The 16,783-nt window shown below is 64.0% G+C and carries 18 protein-coding genes; 5 read left to right on the top strand and 13 right to left on the bottom strand.

Going from position 1 to position 16,783, the window contains the following annotated elements; translation table 11 throughout:
- Positions 1-175 precede the first annotated feature (175 nt).
- Entirely contained in the window at positions 176-1,327 is a 1,152-nt protein-coding gene (locus XH80_RS13390) for a DUF3095 domain-containing protein (RefSeq protein ID WP_271598970.1), read from the bottom strand.
- A gap of 225 nt (positions 1,328-1,552) precedes the next feature.
- Here XH80_RS13390 and XH80_RS13395 point away from each other — a divergent pair, with 225 nt between their 5' ends.
- The gene (locus tag XH80_RS13395; protein ID WP_271599066.1) at positions 1,553-1,933 is read left to right on the top strand and encodes a hypothetical protein; all 381 of its coding nucleotides are present in this window, start codon (positions 1,553-1,555) and stop codon (positions 1,931-1,933) included.
- A gap of 13 nt (positions 1,934-1,946) precedes the next feature.
- On the opposite strand, the gene XH80_RS13400 is transcribed toward XH80_RS13395, so the two are convergent.
- The 5 genes from XH80_RS13400 to XH80_RS13420 form a co-directional block, all read right to left on the bottom strand.
- Entirely contained in the window at positions 1,947-2,162 is a 216-nt protein-coding gene (locus tag XH80_RS13400) for a hypothetical protein (RefSeq protein ID WP_271598971.1), read from the bottom strand.
- Between the two features lie 128 nt (positions 2,163-2,290).
- Positions 2,291-3,013 carry an SDR family NAD(P)-dependent oxidoreductase gene (locus tag XH80_RS13405; RefSeq protein WP_271598972.1) on the bottom strand — a complete coding sequence of 241 codons (723 nt, stop codon included), beginning with the start codon at positions 3,011-3,013 and terminating at the stop codon, positions 2,291-2,293.
- Positions 3,006-4,388 (bottom strand): class I adenylate-forming enzyme family protein, encoded by a 1,383-nt coding sequence (locus XH80_RS13410; protein WP_271598973.1) that lies wholly within the window; start codon positions 4,386-4,388, stop codon positions 3,006-3,008. The genes XH80_RS13405 and XH80_RS13410 overlap by 8 nt, the downstream gene beginning before the upstream one ends.
- Entirely contained in the window at positions 4,375-4,620 is a 246-nt protein-coding gene (locus XH80_RS13415) for an acyl carrier protein (RefSeq protein ID WP_220002324.1), read from the bottom strand. The genes XH80_RS13410 and XH80_RS13415 overlap by 14 nt, the downstream gene beginning before the upstream one ends.
- A gap of 151 nt (positions 4,621-4,771) precedes the next feature.
- Positions 4,772-6,586 (bottom strand): long-chain-acyl-CoA synthetase, encoded by a 1,815-nt coding sequence (locus XH80_RS13420; protein ID WP_271598974.1) that lies wholly within the window; start codon positions 6,584-6,586, stop codon positions 4,772-4,774.
- Positions 6,587-6,795: 209 nt separating this feature from the next.
- Here XH80_RS13420 and XH80_RS13425 point away from each other — a divergent pair, with 209 nt between their 5' ends.
- Positions 6,796-7,776, top strand: a complete 981-nt coding sequence (locus XH80_RS13425) for a Bug family tripartite tricarboxylate transporter substrate binding protein (RefSeq protein ID WP_271598975.1) — start codon at positions 6,796-6,798, stop codon at positions 7,774-7,776.
- Positions 7,777-7,785: 9 nt separating this feature from the next.
- On the opposite strand, the gene XH80_RS13430 is transcribed toward XH80_RS13425, so the two are convergent.
- The 4 genes from XH80_RS13430 to XH80_RS13445 form a co-directional block, all read right to left on the bottom strand.
- Positions 7,786-8,070, bottom strand: coding sequence for a DUF3551 domain-containing protein (locus XH80_RS13430; RefSeq protein WP_271598976.1), 285 nt, complete (start codon positions 8,068-8,070; stop codon positions 7,786-7,788).
- 121 nt (positions 8,071-8,191) lie between these two features.
- Positions 8,192-10,069, bottom strand: a complete 1,878-nt coding sequence (gene htpG, locus XH80_RS13435; protein ID WP_271598977.1) for a molecular chaperone HtpG — start codon at positions 10,067-10,069, stop codon at positions 8,192-8,194.
- A gap of 132 nt (positions 10,070-10,201) precedes the next feature.
- Entirely contained in the window at positions 10,202-10,633 is a 432-nt protein-coding gene (locus XH80_RS13440; protein WP_220002319.1) for a hypothetical protein, read from the bottom strand.
- Between the two features lie 294 nt (positions 10,634-10,927).
- Positions 10,928-11,542 (bottom strand): nuclear transport factor 2 family protein, encoded by a 615-nt coding sequence (locus XH80_RS13445; RefSeq protein WP_271598978.1) that lies wholly within the window; start codon positions 11,540-11,542, stop codon positions 10,928-10,930.
- Between the two features lie 184 nt (positions 11,543-11,726).
- Between XH80_RS13445 and XH80_RS13450 the strand changes: the two genes are divergently transcribed.
- Positions 11,727-12,584, top strand: a complete 858-nt coding sequence (locus tag XH80_RS13450; RefSeq protein ID WP_271598979.1) for an energy transducer TonB family protein — start codon at positions 11,727-11,729, stop codon at positions 12,582-12,584.
- A gap of 65 nt (positions 12,585-12,649) precedes the next feature.
- On the opposite strand, the gene XH80_RS13455 is transcribed toward XH80_RS13450, so the two are convergent.
- Positions 12,650-13,456 (bottom strand): response regulator, encoded by an 807-nt coding sequence (locus tag XH80_RS13455; RefSeq protein ID WP_057742550.1) that lies wholly within the window; start codon positions 13,454-13,456, stop codon positions 12,650-12,652.
- A gap of 222 nt (positions 13,457-13,678) precedes the next feature.
- Here XH80_RS13455 and XH80_RS13460 point away from each other — a divergent pair, with 222 nt between their 5' ends.
- The gene (locus tag XH80_RS13460; RefSeq protein ID WP_220002316.1) at positions 13,679-13,912 is read left to right on the top strand and encodes a NepR family anti-sigma factor; all 234 of its coding nucleotides are present in this window, start codon (positions 13,679-13,681) and stop codon (positions 13,910-13,912) included.
- Positions 13,912-14,460, top strand: coding sequence for a sigma-70 family RNA polymerase sigma factor (locus XH80_RS13465; RefSeq protein ID WP_083513939.1), 549 nt, complete (start codon positions 13,912-13,914; stop codon positions 14,458-14,460). The genes XH80_RS13460 and XH80_RS13465 overlap by 1 nt, the downstream gene beginning before the upstream one ends.
- A 75-nt stretch (positions 14,461-14,535) precedes the next feature.
- Here XH80_RS13465 and XH80_RS13470 read toward each other — a convergent pair whose 3' ends face one another.
- Together XH80_RS13470 and XH80_RS13475 are read right to left on the bottom strand one after the other, a co-directional pair.
- On the bottom strand, positions 14,536-15,249 hold the full coding sequence (locus XH80_RS13470; protein ID WP_271598980.1) for a nitroreductase: 714 nt from the start codon (positions 15,247-15,249) through the stop codon (positions 14,536-14,538).
- Between the two features lie 126 nt (positions 15,250-15,375).
- Positions 15,376-16,620 carry an acyl-CoA dehydrogenase gene (locus XH80_RS13475; protein ID WP_271598981.1) on the bottom strand — a complete coding sequence of 415 codons (1,245 nt, stop codon included), beginning with the start codon at positions 16,618-16,620 and terminating at the stop codon, positions 15,376-15,378.
- Positions 16,621-16,783 lie beyond the last annotated feature (163 nt).

Raw genomic sequence — 16,783 nt, forward strand, 5'->3', positions numbered from 1 at the left:
ACTCGGTGCACCTCTCCCGCTTGCGGGAGAGGTCGGCGCAACGCGCCGGGTGAGGGTTCTCTCCCCTGGGGGAGTGTCCCGTTGCGGAGAAACCCTCTCCCCAACCCTCCCCCGCAAGCGGGGGAGGGAGCGCACCTCCCACGTCGCGGCAAATGAAACCTAATCTCATGATGCTCTAGCGCGCTGCGGCTGCCATCGCCTTTAGCGCCGTCGCCGCCGAGGCGTAGCCGCCGCGCGCGCCATCGATGAAGTGGACGTGATCGCTGCGCAGCGCCGAGGGCGTGAAGCAGGTCATCATCGCCGCATCCTGCGGATAGAGACCGTAGCGCACGACACCGTCGCGCGCAGCGGTGGCGAGGCGATCGCTCAAGGCGCGCTCGAGCTCCGGTGTGCAGTCGAGGATCATGCGCAGGCCGTCATCATATTTGCGGAAGTCGGAATTCTCGACCACCTGGCGCTTGTAGACCTTGGGCAGGAAGCTGCCGGCCTTGATGTCGAAGCGCATCAGGACATAGGCGAAAAACGTAAAGGCGAGCAGGCTGGCGCGGCGCTTGAACAAGGAGCCGCCACGCATCGCCCGTGCCTCATAGTCCAGCCCCTGCGGCGGCCATTTCAGCGGCGGCCCCTGCGGCGGCACGGGACGGCCCGCGTCCGGACTGCGCTCGACCAGATGGATGATGTCCTCGATCACCTTGCGGAACGCAAGCGGATCGGCCCCAGCAGCCGGCATCACCAGCACCGACAGGATCAACCCGCGCGAGGCCGGCATCTCCTCGAAGCGGCAGGACAGGCCGGTGAGATCGGGCTGCGTGCCTGACGGCGCCTCGGTCACCGCGAACTCGCCGCGCTTCATCGCCGCATCGGCAAAGGCGAGCCCGCCGCCGGAGAACATCGCATAGGACAAATTGGCCGACGGACCGAAACGCGCAACGCGTACATCAAGGCCCTGGGCCCTTATTGCGCTCACCGGCACCAGCGCGACGCGCATCTTCAGATCAAGGTCTTCCCGCACCCATGTCGCGGTCGCGGCCAGCGCTTCGCGCGCCAGCTCGAGATCATCAGGCGCAACCGCAAAGCTCGCGCCGTCACCGCCGAACACGAAGGGGAATTCGCGTCCCTCCAGCGCGTTCGTCACCGCCGCGATCACGGCAGCGCCCGCCATGTTGACGGCCTTGTAGCGCTGCGCCGCGATCGCCTTGGTGGAATCAACGATGTCGGCGACGCCGATGCTCCAATCCTCCGGCAGCGGCGAATAGAGTTTCGGGTCCATCAGGCTGGTGAAGCCGCGGAAGACAGGGATGCTGCCGTAGAAGGATGCGGCGCTCATTGCAGAAGCCAGTCTGGTTTCAGGTCAGACGAGATACGTGGCAGGATGGATCGGGGTTCACCCCGGGGTGTCCCATTCGAGGTCTCGATCTTTGGCTGAAATGGCGCCGGACGACAAGGTCGCGCCGTGCCGCAATGCCGCATCTCGTCATTGATCGGCATCAAACAGCCGGCCGGAGATCACGCCTACGGTTGGCTTGTCTATGGATCACATGGGACATCAGGGGTGTCTGACTTCGACAACGAGGATTCCGCCCGTCCGGTACGTCGACGTACCGGCCTGGACATCATCAGCGCCGTCAAGATGCCGGAAGGGCTGACTGCGGCCGTGGACGCCTGGGCCGAGGCGCGGCAATTGTCGCGCGCCGACGCAATCTGCAAACTGGTCGAGCTGGGCCTCAAGATCGCTCCGGCAGCGCCGACGTCACCACACATCGCGGTCGGGTCCGACGCCGTCAGGATCGAAGAGGTCGCCGTGCACGAGATCGAGGGACTGCTCGATCCCGCTCTGCCCGCCAACGAACGCGAACGCCGCATTCGCCGTCTGACAGAGGGGCCGCCGGAATTCTCGCACGCACGGATCGATCTTCCGAAACCCCAGACGTAGGCGCGGGCGCGCGCTAATGCAGTTTTTCGCTCTCGCGCTTGCGCAAGGCGTCGAGGGCAGGATCATGACAGCCGATCAGCCGCACGAATTGCTGCGGATACATTTCGTGGCCGTGGCTGCCGGAATTCTGATGCGACATCGGCGGGCAGCGCACATCGTCCGGTTTCGCAGGCGATGGCTCCGCGGATCCCCGCCCCTTGATCGCAGCCTTGACGCTTGGCGTTGCCATGGACTGCTCCCTTTCCTTTAGGGCAGTTCGATTGACGTAACCCAATCGATGAGGCGGCATCTTACGACCAAATCCGGCTCGTTGCCATTGCGCCGGATCAACGTCATTTTGTCGGGTGGGATTCCGTCTCAGGCCGTGTTCCCGGCGTCGATCGTGAACACGGCGCCTGTCACGTTGCGACCGCCCTCGCCCAGCAAATATTCAACCATACGCGCGACGTCCTCGGTCTCCGGCAGGCGGCGCAGCGCGCTACGGCCGGCGATGCGCTTGCGACCCTCGTCGGAGAGATTGTGCGTGAGCTCGGTATCGATGAAGCCGGGGGCAACCGCGTTGACCGTGATGCCGAGCTTGCCGACCTCTCGCGCCAGCGAGCGGGTGAAGCCGGTCGCCGCCGCCTTGGTCGCACCATAGACCGAAAGGCCGTTATAGCCTGTCGTCGCGATGATCGAGGAGATGTTGATGATGCGGCCCGCGCCGTCGGCCATCATCTGGCGCGCGACATATTTGGTGAGGATGATCGGCGACAGCACGTTGAGCTGCACCAGCGCTTCGATCGCCGAATTGTGCATGGTGGCGAGCAGGCCTTCGGTGCCGAGGCCGGCATTGTTGACCAGCCCGTAAATCGGGCCGAATTCGTCGCGCACGAGCTTTGCGAACGCGGGGATCGCATCGATCACCGAGAGATCGCAGGCACGGAAATGCAGACGCCCCTCGGAGGCGGCGATCGCCGACTTGAGTTCGTCGCTCTCGCGCCGCGCAGCCGCGATCACGTTGTAGCCGGCGCCGACGAGGCGCCTGCCGATCGCAAGGCCAATGCCGCGGCTGCCGCCGGTGACAAGAACGTTATGCATCGGTGCGCGCCAGTTTGCCGGCCGGGGTGACGTCGAGCGCCTCGACAAAGCGGATCACTGCCGGCACCTTGTGCGAGGCGAGCTGGGCGCGACACTGATCCAGAATCTGGTCGCGGATCTCCTTCGCGCGTGCCGGATCGGTGCCCTCAGTGAGGATCACGTCGGCGACGACGATGCCGCCGGTAATCGGGCTGCGGCGCGACTTTGCCCGCGACATCCTGACATCGGTATGCCGATTGATCGCCGCCTCGATCTCTTCGGGGTGGACCTTGAGCCCGCCGATATTGATGATGCCGCCGCGGCGGCCGACGAAATAATAGCGGTCGCCGCGCAGCTCGACGATGTCGCCGCTGTCGACGAATCCGTCCGCATCGGTGAGCGCGGCGGCATTGCGACCGATATAGGCGTGCGCGGTGCGCGTCGAGCGAATGCGCAGCGAGCCATCGACGACCTTCATCTCGACGCCGTTGCGATTGCCGAGATAGTCGGCCGGGAAACCTTCGAGCCCGTCATTGACGGCGAAGCCGACGCCGGCCTCGGTCGAGGCATAGGCATGGCCGACGGAAGAGTTCGGGAAAGCTGCCTTCAGACCATCGAGCACGGCCTGGTCGGCGATCTCACCGGAGAGCCGAACGTAGCCGGGTGCAAACTTTGCGGCCGAGCCGCTCATCAGGAGCTTGCGCCAATGCGATGGCGTGCCGGAGATGTGGGAGACCCCGCGCGCGTTCAGCCGGGCAACGTGATCGGCGAGCGCTTCATGCGGGTCCGACAGCACCATCGAGCCGCCGGAGAGGATGGCGCGGAGGAAGATCTGCAAGCCGCCATAGCGGCGGATGTCATAGAACGTGGCCCAGACCGGCGCGGGTCCCTTGGCAGGGCCTTCGGCAACGATCGCGCCGGTGAGCGCTTCCAGCGTGTGACCGGCGATCTTCGGCACGCCCGATGTGCCCGAGGTCAGCATCAGCCATTCGGTTGCGCGTTCGGTCTTCGCGGGCGAGGTGGCTCGAAGCGGCAATTGTGCGGTCACGACCAGCGACACGCCGGCGTCGGCCCAGAGATCGGGCTCGTCGGTGACGACGGCATCGATCCCGGCATCGGCGATCAATGCGTCAAGATGCGCCGGATTGAGGTCGGGCGGGCACAGCAGCATGCGACGGGCGATGCCGTCGAGCTCGATCATGGCAAGGCCCGAGCGGAGCTGGTCGGACAATTTCAACAGGACGGCGCGGCCGGACAGTTCGCACAAGCGGCCGCCAAGGACCGTCTGCGACAGGATATCTGTCAACGAAACGCAATGATGCGCGTCCGACAGCGTGCGCCCGGTCAGCTCCGGACTCAGATAGTCGCGAAGCGCAAAGATCTCACGCGGGGACATTTTCGTAGGCCCGCACGAAATCACCCACGGTGGCGGGGAACGCGGCGTCCTCGGAAATGGTGAAGGGGTCGACACCGGTCTCGTCCTCGAGACGGGCGACCAGGATCGCGAAGGCGAGCGAATCAAAGCCTGTCTCATGCAGGGACAGATCGTCGGTGAGCGCGGGAAGCGCGACGTTCTGTTCCTTGGCGATCTGCTTGATCGCCTCGATGACCTTGGACCTTACCGACATGGCTGGCTCGCCTCTTCCTGAGTTAATCGATCGTGTGTCTTGCGGCGGCTCTTGATGACCGCCTCCCATGCCGGCCTGTTTACCCGACAGAAGTAAATGGGCTCTTGGACAATTCAGATAAAATTGGACCTATCTGCCGATTTTGCCGCGCCTACAGCCTGATCGTACCGTTCAGGACTTGCGCATATGCACCTGGATCGAGCGCAACATACGCGCCGGATTTCGGCTCGAGCATGTACAGCGGTTCGGCGATGCCGGCGGGGTCAAAGCCCTCGCGGGCGAGATCGCCCTTCTTCTGCTTGAAGGTCTCGGTGGCATCGAGCTCACGCGAGATACGGATGAAAACCGGGCGGGCATAGGCCGGCAGGCGCCGGGCGAGATGAGCCGGCAGCGCCTCGATGTCAAAACCCTCGTTAACCACGATCGCGCTCATGCCGGCACGGCCGTCAGTGCCGGGAATGCTGACGCCATAGGTCGTGGCATCGACCACGCCGGTGAAATCGCGCACGGCGTCATTGACCTCCGAGGTCGCGACGTTCTCGCCCTTCCAGCGGAAGGTGTCGCCAATGCGATCGACGAAATGGAAGAAGCCCTTGTCGTCGAGCCGCATCAGATCGCCGGTGCGGAACCAGGCATCGCCCTTGGTAAAGACGTCGCGCAAGATCTTCTTCTCGGTCTCCTCAGCATCGGTATAGCCCTCGAAGCGGCCGCCCCCCTCCTCGGCCTTGCCGATGCGGCCGATCGCCTCGCCGGCGTCGCCGCGGGCGCAGGCGATGCAGAATCCCTCGTCATTGCGCAGTGGCGTGCCGCTGTCGGGGTCGAGCTTGACGAGACTTGCCGGAAAGCGATGCGCCAGCAGCGGCGGGATGCGGCCGATCGCGCCCGGTTGGCCCTCGACATTGAACAGCGAGAAATTGCCTTCGGTCGCCGCATAGAATTCGAGAATGCGGGGAATAGCGAAGCGCGACTGGAAATCCTCCCAGATGTCGCCGCGCAGGCCGTTGCCGCAGACGAGCCGCAATCGGTGACGGTTCTCGTATTCCGACGGCGGCGCCTTGAGCAGATAGCGGCAGAGCTCGCCGATATATTGAAACAGCGTGCAATCGTGCCTGACGATGTCGGGCCAGAAATTCGACGCCGAAAACTTCTCCGCGATCACCACCGAGCCTCCGGCGGCCAGCATGCTGCACGGCGCGACGATGCCGCCGACCGAATGGAACAGCGGCAGGCAGTCATACAGCCGGTCCTGCGGCGTCGCGCCGGCAAGGCCAGCAAACCAAAAGCCCCAATTGAGGATGCGGCGATGGCTGATGCTGGCGGCCTTCGGCAGCCCCGTCGTGCCCGACGTATAGATCAGCAGCGCGCGGTCATCGATGGTGACGTCGTCGCGCTCTGCAGGCGACAGCGCCCCGTCATCGAGCGCGGCGAGGGCAACATCGATCGCGCGCTCCCTGCGGGCATCGCCATGGGTCCAGATTTTCGCCTCGGTCTTTAGATGCGGAATCGCGCTCTCGAGCGTCTCCGTCAACGTGTGCGCGACGATGAGATGCGAGGGCTTTGCCACATCGATGCAATGCGCGAGCGACTGACCGACAAGTTTGGTGTTCAGCAGCGCCACCACGCCGCCAACCCGGCTGATGCCAAGCCAGGCCGCGACGTAATCGATGCCGTTCGGCATGATCAGGCCGATTGTGTCGCCCTTGACGACGCCAACCGAGCGCGCCCAGCGGGCATAGCTGATAATGCGCTTCGACAGACCGTCATAGTCGAGCGTGGCATCGTCCGTGACCAGTGCGACGCGGTCGGGCTGGCGCCGCGCCCAATCCTCGACGACGTCGGCGAACAGGCGGCCGGGCAGCGTCTCGATCCGCGCAGTCAGCTCGATCGCCTTCAGCCAGATCTTTGAGGCCGAAGGCGCGCGTCCGGCCTTGGCTTGCTCGATGACACCAGTGGTCATGCCGTTCATTCTTTCGCGCGGTATCCGCTTGGTCCCGGCAGCTTATCTCGCGCGGCCTGCTCAGGTGTTAAGAGACAAGGTAAAACCCGGTTAGCTCTCGATTAACCGCGATCATCCTTTACCAAGCCGGCGGGATCGGCGTGCGGCCGCGCGCGATTCTTGCGATAGCAAATCCAGTCATTCGGATGCGCGGCGCGCGCGATGAGCTGGAGGCCACGATGATCACCAGGCGACGTTTCCTTCAGACCGCGACCTGCGCTGTGGCTGGGCTCGCAGCGCCGCGCGCCTTTGCGATCGGCAACCCCTCCTATCCCTCGCGCAGCGTGAAATGGGTGGTGCCTTACGCACCGGGCGGGGCCACCGACGTGCTGTCACGGCTGATCTGCCAGCGGCTGTCCGACCGGCTCGGCCAGACATTCATTGTCGAGAACAAGCCGGGCGCCGGCAGCAATATCGGAACGCAGGCCGTGATCAGCTCCGCACCGGACGGATACACGCTGCTGCTGACCTCGACCGCGAACGCGATCAACACATCATTCGATCCGGCGCTGCCCTATGACTTCGCCAAGGGCATCGCGCCAATCGCCGGCGTCGCACGCATTCCGCTGCTGCTGGTCGTCAACAACGATTTGCCGGTGAAAAACGTCGCCGACTTCATCGCCTATGCCAAGGCCAATCCGGGCAAGATGTCGATCGCCTCCTCGGGCATCGGCACCTCGCTGCATCTCTCCGGCGAGCTGTTCAAGTCGATGGCCGGCGTGCAGTTCACACATGTGCCGTATCGCGGCTCCGCGCCTGCTCTGACCGACGTGATGAGCGGCCAGGTCCAGGGCATGTTTGACAACGTCACCTCGTCCCTCGAGCTGGTGCGCGCCGGCAAGCTGCGCGCGCTCGGCGTCTCTACGCGCGAGCGTTCGGACGTCCTGCCTGACGTGCCGCCGATCGCGGACACGCTGCCCTTCTATGAAACATCCTCGTTTTACGGCGTCGGTGCGCCCTATGACACACCGCGCGAGATCGTCGACCTGCTCAATCGCGAGATTGACACGGCGCTCTCCGATGCCGAGATCAAGGCGCGCATTGCCGAACTCGGCGCGATCCCGCTGCATGGCAATGCCGGCGAGTTCGGCGGCATGCTCGCCGACGAGACCGAGCGATGGCGCAAGGTGGTGGCGCTGTCGGGGATCAAGAAGGAATAGCTCGCCGCTTCAGTACATCTTCTTGTGACGCCTGCGTACCGGCGGCGGCTCATTGAAAGCGAAGTACGGATTGAGGTCGCAGCTGGCCGCGCGGCCCGATGCCGAGGCGCGGCACTGCTCCAGCGACGTGAATGTGCATTCGAACCAGCCGCCGCCACCGCCACCGCCGCTACCGGTAGCGCCCGAGTAGACGTGCATGCAAACCGGATAGTTCGGATCATACGTCTGGGCGCTGGCATCCGCCGCGACGAACAGCGCGGCAATGGCGGTGAGAGACAGGAGTGGGAGGCGCATCGGACATTTCCTCAAATCGGTGGCGTCGACGGATCCGACGCCGACGCCCTCCTATGGCACAACACCACGTCGGAGGCGACTGTTCCTGGGGACAATGACGGCAAGGTGAGCGCGGCTCGCACTACCCGCCCAGCCCCTGCAGCACCAGGCGGTTGAGCCTCGCCGCAAACGCTGCCGGATCTTCCGGCAGCTCACCATCCAGGATCTGCGCTTGTTCGAGCAGGAGCAGGCTGAGATCGTCGACCGTCGTCGAGCCGGCCTGGGCCCTGGTGATCGCCGTCACCATGGGGTGACGCAGATTGATCTCCAGGATCGGCTTGGTGCGCATGCCGCGGTTCTGCTGCGCCAGGATGCGCTCGAGCTCGCGGCTAGGGCCCTGGCTGTCGGCGACGAGGCAGGAGGCGGAGCTGGTGAGGCGGGTCGAGGCCTTGACGTCGCTGACACGCTCGCCGAGCGCCGCCTTGATCACCGCAATGGTGGCGGCCTCGTCCGCGGCAGGCTCGTCCTTCTTCGCCTCGTCCTTGTCGTCGACGCGCGGGATCAGGTCGAGATTGAGATCGCCCTGGCTCAGCGACTTCAGCGGCTTGCCCTCGAACTCCGATGGCATCGAGGTCCAGAACGCATCGACCGGATCGGACAGCAGCAGCACCTCGATGCCGCGTGCGGTCGCAGCTTCCAGCCGCGGGCTGGACTTCAGCCGTTCGATGCTGTCGCCGACGAGATAATAGATCTCGGTCTGGTTCGGCTTGAAATCGGCGACGACGTCCTTCAGCGCGCGCTTCTCGCCTGACGTCGTGGTGAAGCGCGACAGCGCCAGCAGCTTCTCGCGGCGCTCGAAATCCTCGTAGATTCCCTCTTTCAGCACTGCGCCGAAGGCGTCCCAGATCTTTGCGAAATTCTCCGCATCCTTCTCGGCGAGGCTTTCGAGCTCGTTGACGACACGGGTCGCCACGGCTTTGCGGATCTGCACCAGCTGCGGGTTGTTCTGCAGCATCTCGCGCGAGATGTTGAGCGGAAGATCCTCGCTGTCGACGACGCCGCGGATGAAGCGGAGGTAGCCGGGCAACAGATCTGCATCGTCGGTGATGAAGACGCGGCGAACATAGAGCTTGACCCGGCCCTTACGGTTCGGCTCGAACAGGTCGAACGGCTTGGTCGAGGGCGCAAACAGCAGCACGGCGTAGGAGTAGCGCCCCTCCGCGCGGTAGTGCAGCGTCATCGCGGGATCGTCGAAGGCGGAGGCGATCTGCTGATAGGCCTTCTTGTAGTCTTCCGCCGTCAGCTCGGACTTGGCGCGCTGCCACAGCGCGCTCGCCGAATTGATCTGGCGCGGCTCACCCTCTTCCGGCACCAGCTCGATGGGAAACAGGATGTTGTCGGAATAGGCGCTGACGATGCGCTCGATCTCGTAGGTTTCGAGATATTTCTTGGCATCATCCTTCAGGTGCAGGACGATCTCGGTGCCACGTGCGACGCGCGCCGCTTCCTCGTCACTGGCGCGCGCGATCTCGAAGCCGGAGCCGCCCGACGACGTCCAGCTCCACACGTCGCTTTCGCCGGCGCGGCGGCTGATCACGACGATCTTCTCGGCGACCATGAAGGCCGAATAAAAGCCGACGCCGAACTGGCCGATCAGGCCAAGCCCGTCCTTCGCCTCCTTCAGCTTCGACACGAAGGCCTTGGTGCCGGAGCGGGCGATGGTGCCGAGATGGTCGATCAGCTCCTGCCGCTCCATGCCGATGCCGTTATCGGCAATGGTCAGCGTCGTGGCTGCCTTGTTCGGGATGATACGGATCTTGAGCACATCGCCCTCGCCCAGCAGGGCCGGATTTGCGATCGCCTCATAACGCAGCTTGTCGCAGGCATCCGAGGCGTTGGAGACCAGCTCGCGCAGGAAAATGTCGGTCTCCGAATAGACGGAATGCACCATCAGGTGCAGCAGCTCGGAAACCTCGGCCTGGAAGGGCTGCGTATGCGTGGCGGTATCGGACGTCGTCATGCGTTTACCCGGTCAATCCAAAATGGAGAAAGCCGGGATATAACGCGATGGGAGAGCGGATCAAGTGGACGCGCAAAGCCGCCCCCCGGCAGGAGGACGTTTTTTGCGCGAGGGCCAAGTCGATCAGGTCGATCAGGTCACGCAGCGACCGGGCTGCAGCAGCTTGGCGACTTCGGTCAGGGAGCTGACCATCGGCTCGCAGGCGATCGTCGGCTTGCGACCGGGCGTCAGAAGCAACGACGCCGGCTTGGCGCTGCCGGTCTCAGTGGTCGCGGGGACCCGCAGCAGCACGGACGTATCGGCCAAGTCGTTCAACCGCATCGAGACCGTGCGAGTCGGAACTGCGGCTGGCTTCAGATCGGCGAGGCGGTCTGACTTGCTGGTGCGGTTGACGTTATGACTGGCGAGGTTGCGGCCCGACGTCTGGCCCGGCTGATCGGCGACCGCTTCCCAGCGGTCGGCCAGATCCTGGCCGGAAGCCAGTTGCACGGCGCCGACCTGGACGGCGCCAAGCGTCGCGGCGAGCGCGACGGCACCTAAAAATACCTTTTGAATCTGTGACATGATTATTGGTCCCTCGCCCCATGGCGATCGCGGGAACAACGCGAGGGAAGGACCGGAGTTTCCCAGAAGTTAAGATCACTTAACCGTGTGCCAAATTCACGCCAGAGCGCACAAAAAGCCGCATAAAAAATTTTGCCCCGGCTGGAACGACTCTCGTGCCCGGGAGTCGTCTCAACAGCCGGCTATTCCCCCCTGCCCCATAAGCCGGCGACGTAGGGCGCGACTGTGGTGATGCCAGTCGCGCCTTACTTTTGTCTGGGGCTCACTTTGCCTGCAGACTATTTGGCCTGCAGACTATTTGGCTTGCAGACTATTGGCCTTCCCCGCCAGCCAGTCCCGTGCCTCACCATAGAGCTTCTCGACCTCGGGACCGATCAGGCCCGGCATGTCGCGCTTGACCTTGTAGCCGATCAGCTCCTGCATGTAGGCGAGATGCCGATAGCCTTCGGGCAGTGCGGCGAGCGCCTGCTGGTCGAGGCGCAGGGTCGCGGCGGGGTCGACCGGGTCGATCCGGTCCTTCTCATAGATCGGCTGGCGGCGGACGATGCCCCACTGGCCCTTTCGCTTCTCCAGGAAATCGTAGAACCGCCCAGTGCAGACGACGTCGCAAAGCACGTCGTGTACCAGGGCCCGCTGCGAGATCGCCATCTTGGTTTGTGCAATGGCACGCACGCCCGAAAGGTCGATGCTGGTGCCGCCGAGGAAATGCAGGATACGGACACCCCTGGCAAAGCCCTCCTGGCTGACCCGCATGAACTCCCGCGCCGGCCCCTGAAACCAGGTCGCGGACATCCAGCCCTCTTCGTGCCAGACGGTGGCAAAGCGCTCCCAGTCGCCAGCATCGCGCCAGACCGCCCAGTTCTCGACGAGGTCGCGGATGGCGAGGCGGTCGAGGAGCTGCTGGTCCATGGTACGTCTCTCCCGGCGGCTTGAGGCTGCGATGGGTGTCATCGGCCCGAAATATCAACGAGGCAATGAGGTTGCCGTCAAGCACGCGCTGACTGCCCGTTTGTTCGAATTGCCCACAACGATGCAAACGCAATGCGAGCAGTAAGCCTTGCAATCAACCGCACCGCGATTAGTATCGGCATTGATGCAGATGAAATTTCCCCTACTGGTCGCGCTCCTTGGATTGCTGGCGACTTTTCCCGCACATGCACAGACTGACGCGACCTCCGAGAGCGCCAAAGCCTGGCGCGCAAGCATCGCGACACATATCGCCAGTAACAAGTATTTTCCAGCCAGCGGACTGGGGCAGACCGGCAACGCCAAGGTCGCATTTACCATCGACCGGTCCGGCAAATTGATCTCGCGGGTGCTGGCTGAAAGCACCGGCTCGCAGGCGCTCGACGACGCTGCGCTCACGATCATCGCTCGCGCTGAACCTTTTCCGGCACCCCCTTCGGAATTGAGGGGCGAGTCGTTCTTGTTCACCGTGCCGATCAACTTTACCGGCCGCCAATTTCAGGTGTCGCCCATCGCGATCCTGCTGAGCGAGCCGGCCTCCACTCCTACGGAGTCTGGTTTGATGGCCGCCTGGCGCAAGACTGTTACCGAGCATGTCTGGCGTCACAGGGCGTTTCCCCCAGAGGCTATTGGCCAACGGGCCGGTGCCGGCGTCACATTCGTAGTTGACCGTTCTGGCAAACTGATCTCGAACGCTTTGGTTGAAAGCACTGGCTCCGCACCGCTGGACGCGGCAGCCCTCGCCATGGTCGAGCGATCCGTGCCGTTCCCGAAGCCACCCACCGAGGCAAAGGACGATCTGCAGAGAGTGACCGTCCTCCTAGCTTTCGACGGGACGCAGCGTCCTCCGGCGGGGCCGTCGCCAGAACGCGAAAAATTTCTCCAATCCTGGATCGAGGACCAGGCCAAGGTGAATGCGAAATCGCCCGGGCCGAGCGACGTCAAGCTTAATTCAATGCTTCGCAGCATCTGCCGCGGCTGCTGAGGGGTCTAGGCAGCAAAAACGGCGCGCCCTGCGGCGCGCCGCTTATTTGGTGGATGCAGGTCCGATTACGCCGCCGGCGCCTTCGGCGCGCGGTTGCGCGAGTTGCGCTGGAAGAATAGCGCCTGGCTCGCCACCGCCGATACCATCGCGGGCTGGAACGGCTTTGAGATCAGGAACGCCGGCTCCGGCCGCTCGCCTGTGAGGAAGCGCTCGGGATAGGCGGTGATGAACACGACCGGCACCTCGAAGGTGCGCAGCAATTCGTTGACGGCATCGAGGCCCGACGAACCGTCGGCGAGCTGGATGTCGGCGAGGATGAGGCCCGGCCGTTTGTTCTTGGCCAGCGCCACCGCATCGGCATGGGTGCGCGCGACGCCGACGACATTGTGGCCGAGATTCTTCACCAGGCTCTCGAGGTCCATGGCAATGAAGGTCTCGTCCTCGATGATCAGCACGTCGGTTGCGATCTCCGCCGCCATCTCGCGGCCGGCGGCATCGGCCAGCCGGCGCGTCTCGGCAACATCGGTGCCGAGAATGAAGGCGACTTCCTCTTCCGAAAAGCCCTCGAGCGAGAGCAGCAGGAAAGCCTGTCGCGGCAGCGGCGTGATATTGGACAGCCGGCGTTCTGGCGGCATCGGCAATGTCGCCACCTCGGAATCGTCATTGACCGAGACCGAATTCCAGATCTGGGTGAACAGCCGGAACAGGCCGGCCCGCGGGCCATGGCTCTCGTCGAGCACCGACGGATCTCCCAGCATGGCTTCCAACATGGCTGCGACGTAGGCGTCGCCTGAGGCCTGGCTGCCCGTCAGGGCGCGCGCATACCTGCGCAGCAACGGCAAGTGTTCAGCAACGAGCTGTGAACGGGACATCCCCACTCCATTCATCATCGGACCAACCTTGAGAGACCAGGCAATATGAGGGGAGGCCCGGGTTCCCCTGCTGGGGCTGATTACGCCTCAGCATAAGAAAAGTTCCCATTGGCTGGGAACTTTTTGTCGAACGTCGAATTGAACTCGTCCAGGGAACGGCTCCCGGTTGAGAAAACTTCTCTATTTTGCAGTCACTTAACTCGGGGAAACGTGGAACAGGTCATGAAAGATCTCAAGTCTCAAGCCAGCAAAAGCACGACCCCCGGCAAGGGAGGCCTCACTCCGGAGATTCAATCCCGGATCGGCCATCAACTGCGCGCGATGTATGATGACGTCGTGCGGCAGGGGGTTCCGGACCGGTTCGCGGAGCTCATCAAAAAGCTTGATGCGCCGGGAGGTGGGTCTCCAAACGAGAATGGGGCTGGGGGCTCCAACGACAACACTGGGAGGGACTAATGCCTCTCACAAACTCCCTGCGTGACGACATTCTGGCGGCCGTGCCGAGCCTGCGCGCATTCGCCATATCGCTCAGCGGCAATGCCGACCGCGCCGATGATCTGGTGCAGGAGACGCTGCTCCGCGCGCTCGCCAACATCGACTCGTTCCAGCCCGGCTCCAATCTGCCGGCGTGGTTGTTCACGATCCTGCGCAACCTGTTCCGCTCCGACTATCGCAAGCGGCGGCGCGAGGTCGAGGATGCCGAGGGCAACTATGCCAAGACGCTGAAGACGCAGCCCTCGCAGAACGCCCATCTCGAGTTCGAGGAGTTTCGCAGCGCGCTCGACAAGCTTCCGCAGGACCAGCGCGAAGCCTTGATCCTGGTCGGCGCCTCCGGCTTCTCCTATGAGGATGCGGCCTCGATCTGCGGCTGTGCCGTCGGCACCATCAAGAGCCGCGTCAACCGCGCGCGCTCGAAGCTCGCCGCGCTGCTCTATGTCGACGGTGCCGAGGATTTCGGGCCCGACGAGACCGTGCGCGCCGTGATCGGCGGCAGCGGCGGATAGCGGCACGCGTCACCAGGCTCAAGGCGACAGCTCGCGAAGGCGGCCGTTTGCGCGGCCGCCTTGCATGTGTCTGGCTCACGTCTCGACGAAGGTCACGGTGTCGGCCACGCTCGCGCGCGAGGTGCGGTAGCTGTTGACCTTGTGCGCATGATCCGCATAACCGAACGAGATGCCGCAGACGACGCGACGATCGTCAGGCAGATTGAAGTGGCGGCGGATCAGGCCGGAATGGCGCGCCAGCGCGGCCTGCGGGATGGTCCCGAGCCCGAGCGCTTGCGCCGCGAGCATGAAATTCGAGACATAGGCACCGCAGTCGATGGCACCGTAGATGCCGAGCGGTTCATGGGTGTGAATGATGGCAACATGCGGGGCGCCGAAAAAGTTGTAATTCTCCAGCGCCTGTTTTGCATACGCGCTTCTGTCGCCGCGGGCGATCCCGAGCGTGTTGTAGAGCTGAAAGCCGCTCTCGCGGCGGCGCTCGAGATAGACGCCGACATATTCGCGCGGCGGGGTGAAATCATAGTCGTCGCCAAGGCCGCTTGAGGCCTCCTTGTAGATCGCTTGCCGGAAGCGCTCCTTGGCCTCGCCGCTGGCGATGACCACCTGCCAGGGCTGGCTGTTGCACCAGGACGCGGTGCGCTGCGCCGTGGTCAGCACATGCTCGATGGTGGCGCGGTCGACTTCCTTGGGCAGAAAGGCGCGGACGGAGTAGCGCTCGTTGAGGAGCTCTTCGAGCACGCCGATGCGGTCTTCGCTCGAGTAACGGGCGTTGGGTACTTTGGCATCCATCAATTTGCTCGCGCTCGTAGGGTGGGCAAAGGCGCATCGCGCCGTGCCCACCGACAGACCTTCCCCGGCACATCAGCATATGGTGGGCACGCTTCGCTTTGCCCACCCTACGATTCCTTGGCCAGATCACCGCCCCTTGGTCGGGATCTTGTTGTAAGGCACATCCTTGTCGACGCGGATGTCGCCCGGCAATCCCAGCACGCGCTCGGCGATGATGTTGCGCAGGATCTCGTCGGTGCCGCCGGCGATGCGCATCGAGGGCGAGGACAGCAGCATCTGCTGGAATTGGCCGTGCACCGTCTCCTCGTCGCTGCCCGTGAGCACGCCGGCCGCGCCCTGCAGGTCCATGGCATAGGTCGCGATGTCCTGGAGCATCATGCCCGAGACAAGCTTGCCGATCGAATTCTCCGGTCCCGGCCGCTCGCCCTTCGACAGCGCCGAGATGGCGCGGTAGCTGGTGTATTTCAGCCCGCTCGACTTCACGGCCCAGCTGGCGAGCTTCGAGCGCACCGCGGGATCGTCGATGGCCAGACCATCCTCCAGCATCAGGTTGGAGCAGAACTCGAACATCTCGGGCACGCCGGTCGCAAGCCGTGCCCCGATCGACATGCGCTCGTTCATCAGCGTGGTCAGCGACACGCTCCAGCCTTCGCCGACGGCGCCGAGCCGCTGGCTGTCTGATATCACCACATCCGTGAAATAGACCTCGTTGAACTCCTGCATGCCGTTGGCCTGCCTGATCGGCCGCACCTCGACACCGGGGCTCTTCATGTCCAGGAAGAACATGGTGAGGCCCTTGTGCTTGGGCACGTTCGGATCGGTGCGCGCGATCAACAGGCCATAGTCGGAATAATGCGCACCCGACGTCCAGATCTTCTGGCCGTTGACGACCCAGACGTCACCCTTCTTCTCCGCGCGGGTGCGCAAGCCCGCGACGTCGGAGCCGGCCGACGGTTCGGAGAACAATTGGCACCAGATCTCCTCGCCCGATGCAAGCTTCGGCAGGTACCGGCGCTTGGCGTCCTCGCTGCCCCAGGCCATCACGGTGGGGCCGCACATGCCCTCGCCGATCTGGAACGGCTGCGTCAGCTTGCCATAGACGCCCTCTTCCTGCTGCCAGATCACGCGCTCGATCGGCGTGGCGCCACGGCCGCCATATTCCTTCGGCCAGTGCAGGCAGGCCCAGCCGCCCTCCGCCTTCTTCTTCTGCCAGGCCTTGCCGACCTCGACCATGTCGTGTCTGGCAAGCCTGATGCGGCCGAGCGATGATTTGGACAGCTCCTGTTCGAACTCCTTTGGCGCATTGGCGGCGATCCATTGGCGCGCCGTCTCGCGGAATGCGGCTTCCTGCGGGGTGTCGTCGAAATTCATGGCGAACCTCTCTATCCTTGCGCGGTGCGTAGGGTGGGCAAAGCGAAGCGTGCCCACCACTTTCCCTCGATGGAATTCGTGGGCACGGCGCGTACCGCGCCTTTGCCCACCCTACGATTCTGCGCTTCGCGCAGTCGCAGGGCTAACCCACCCTACGATTCGA

It is taken from the genome of Bradyrhizobium sp. CCBAU 45384, from assembly GCF_028128665.1.
GTDB lineage: Bacteria > Pseudomonadota > Alphaproteobacteria > Rhizobiales > Xanthobacteraceae > Bradyrhizobium > Bradyrhizobium manausense.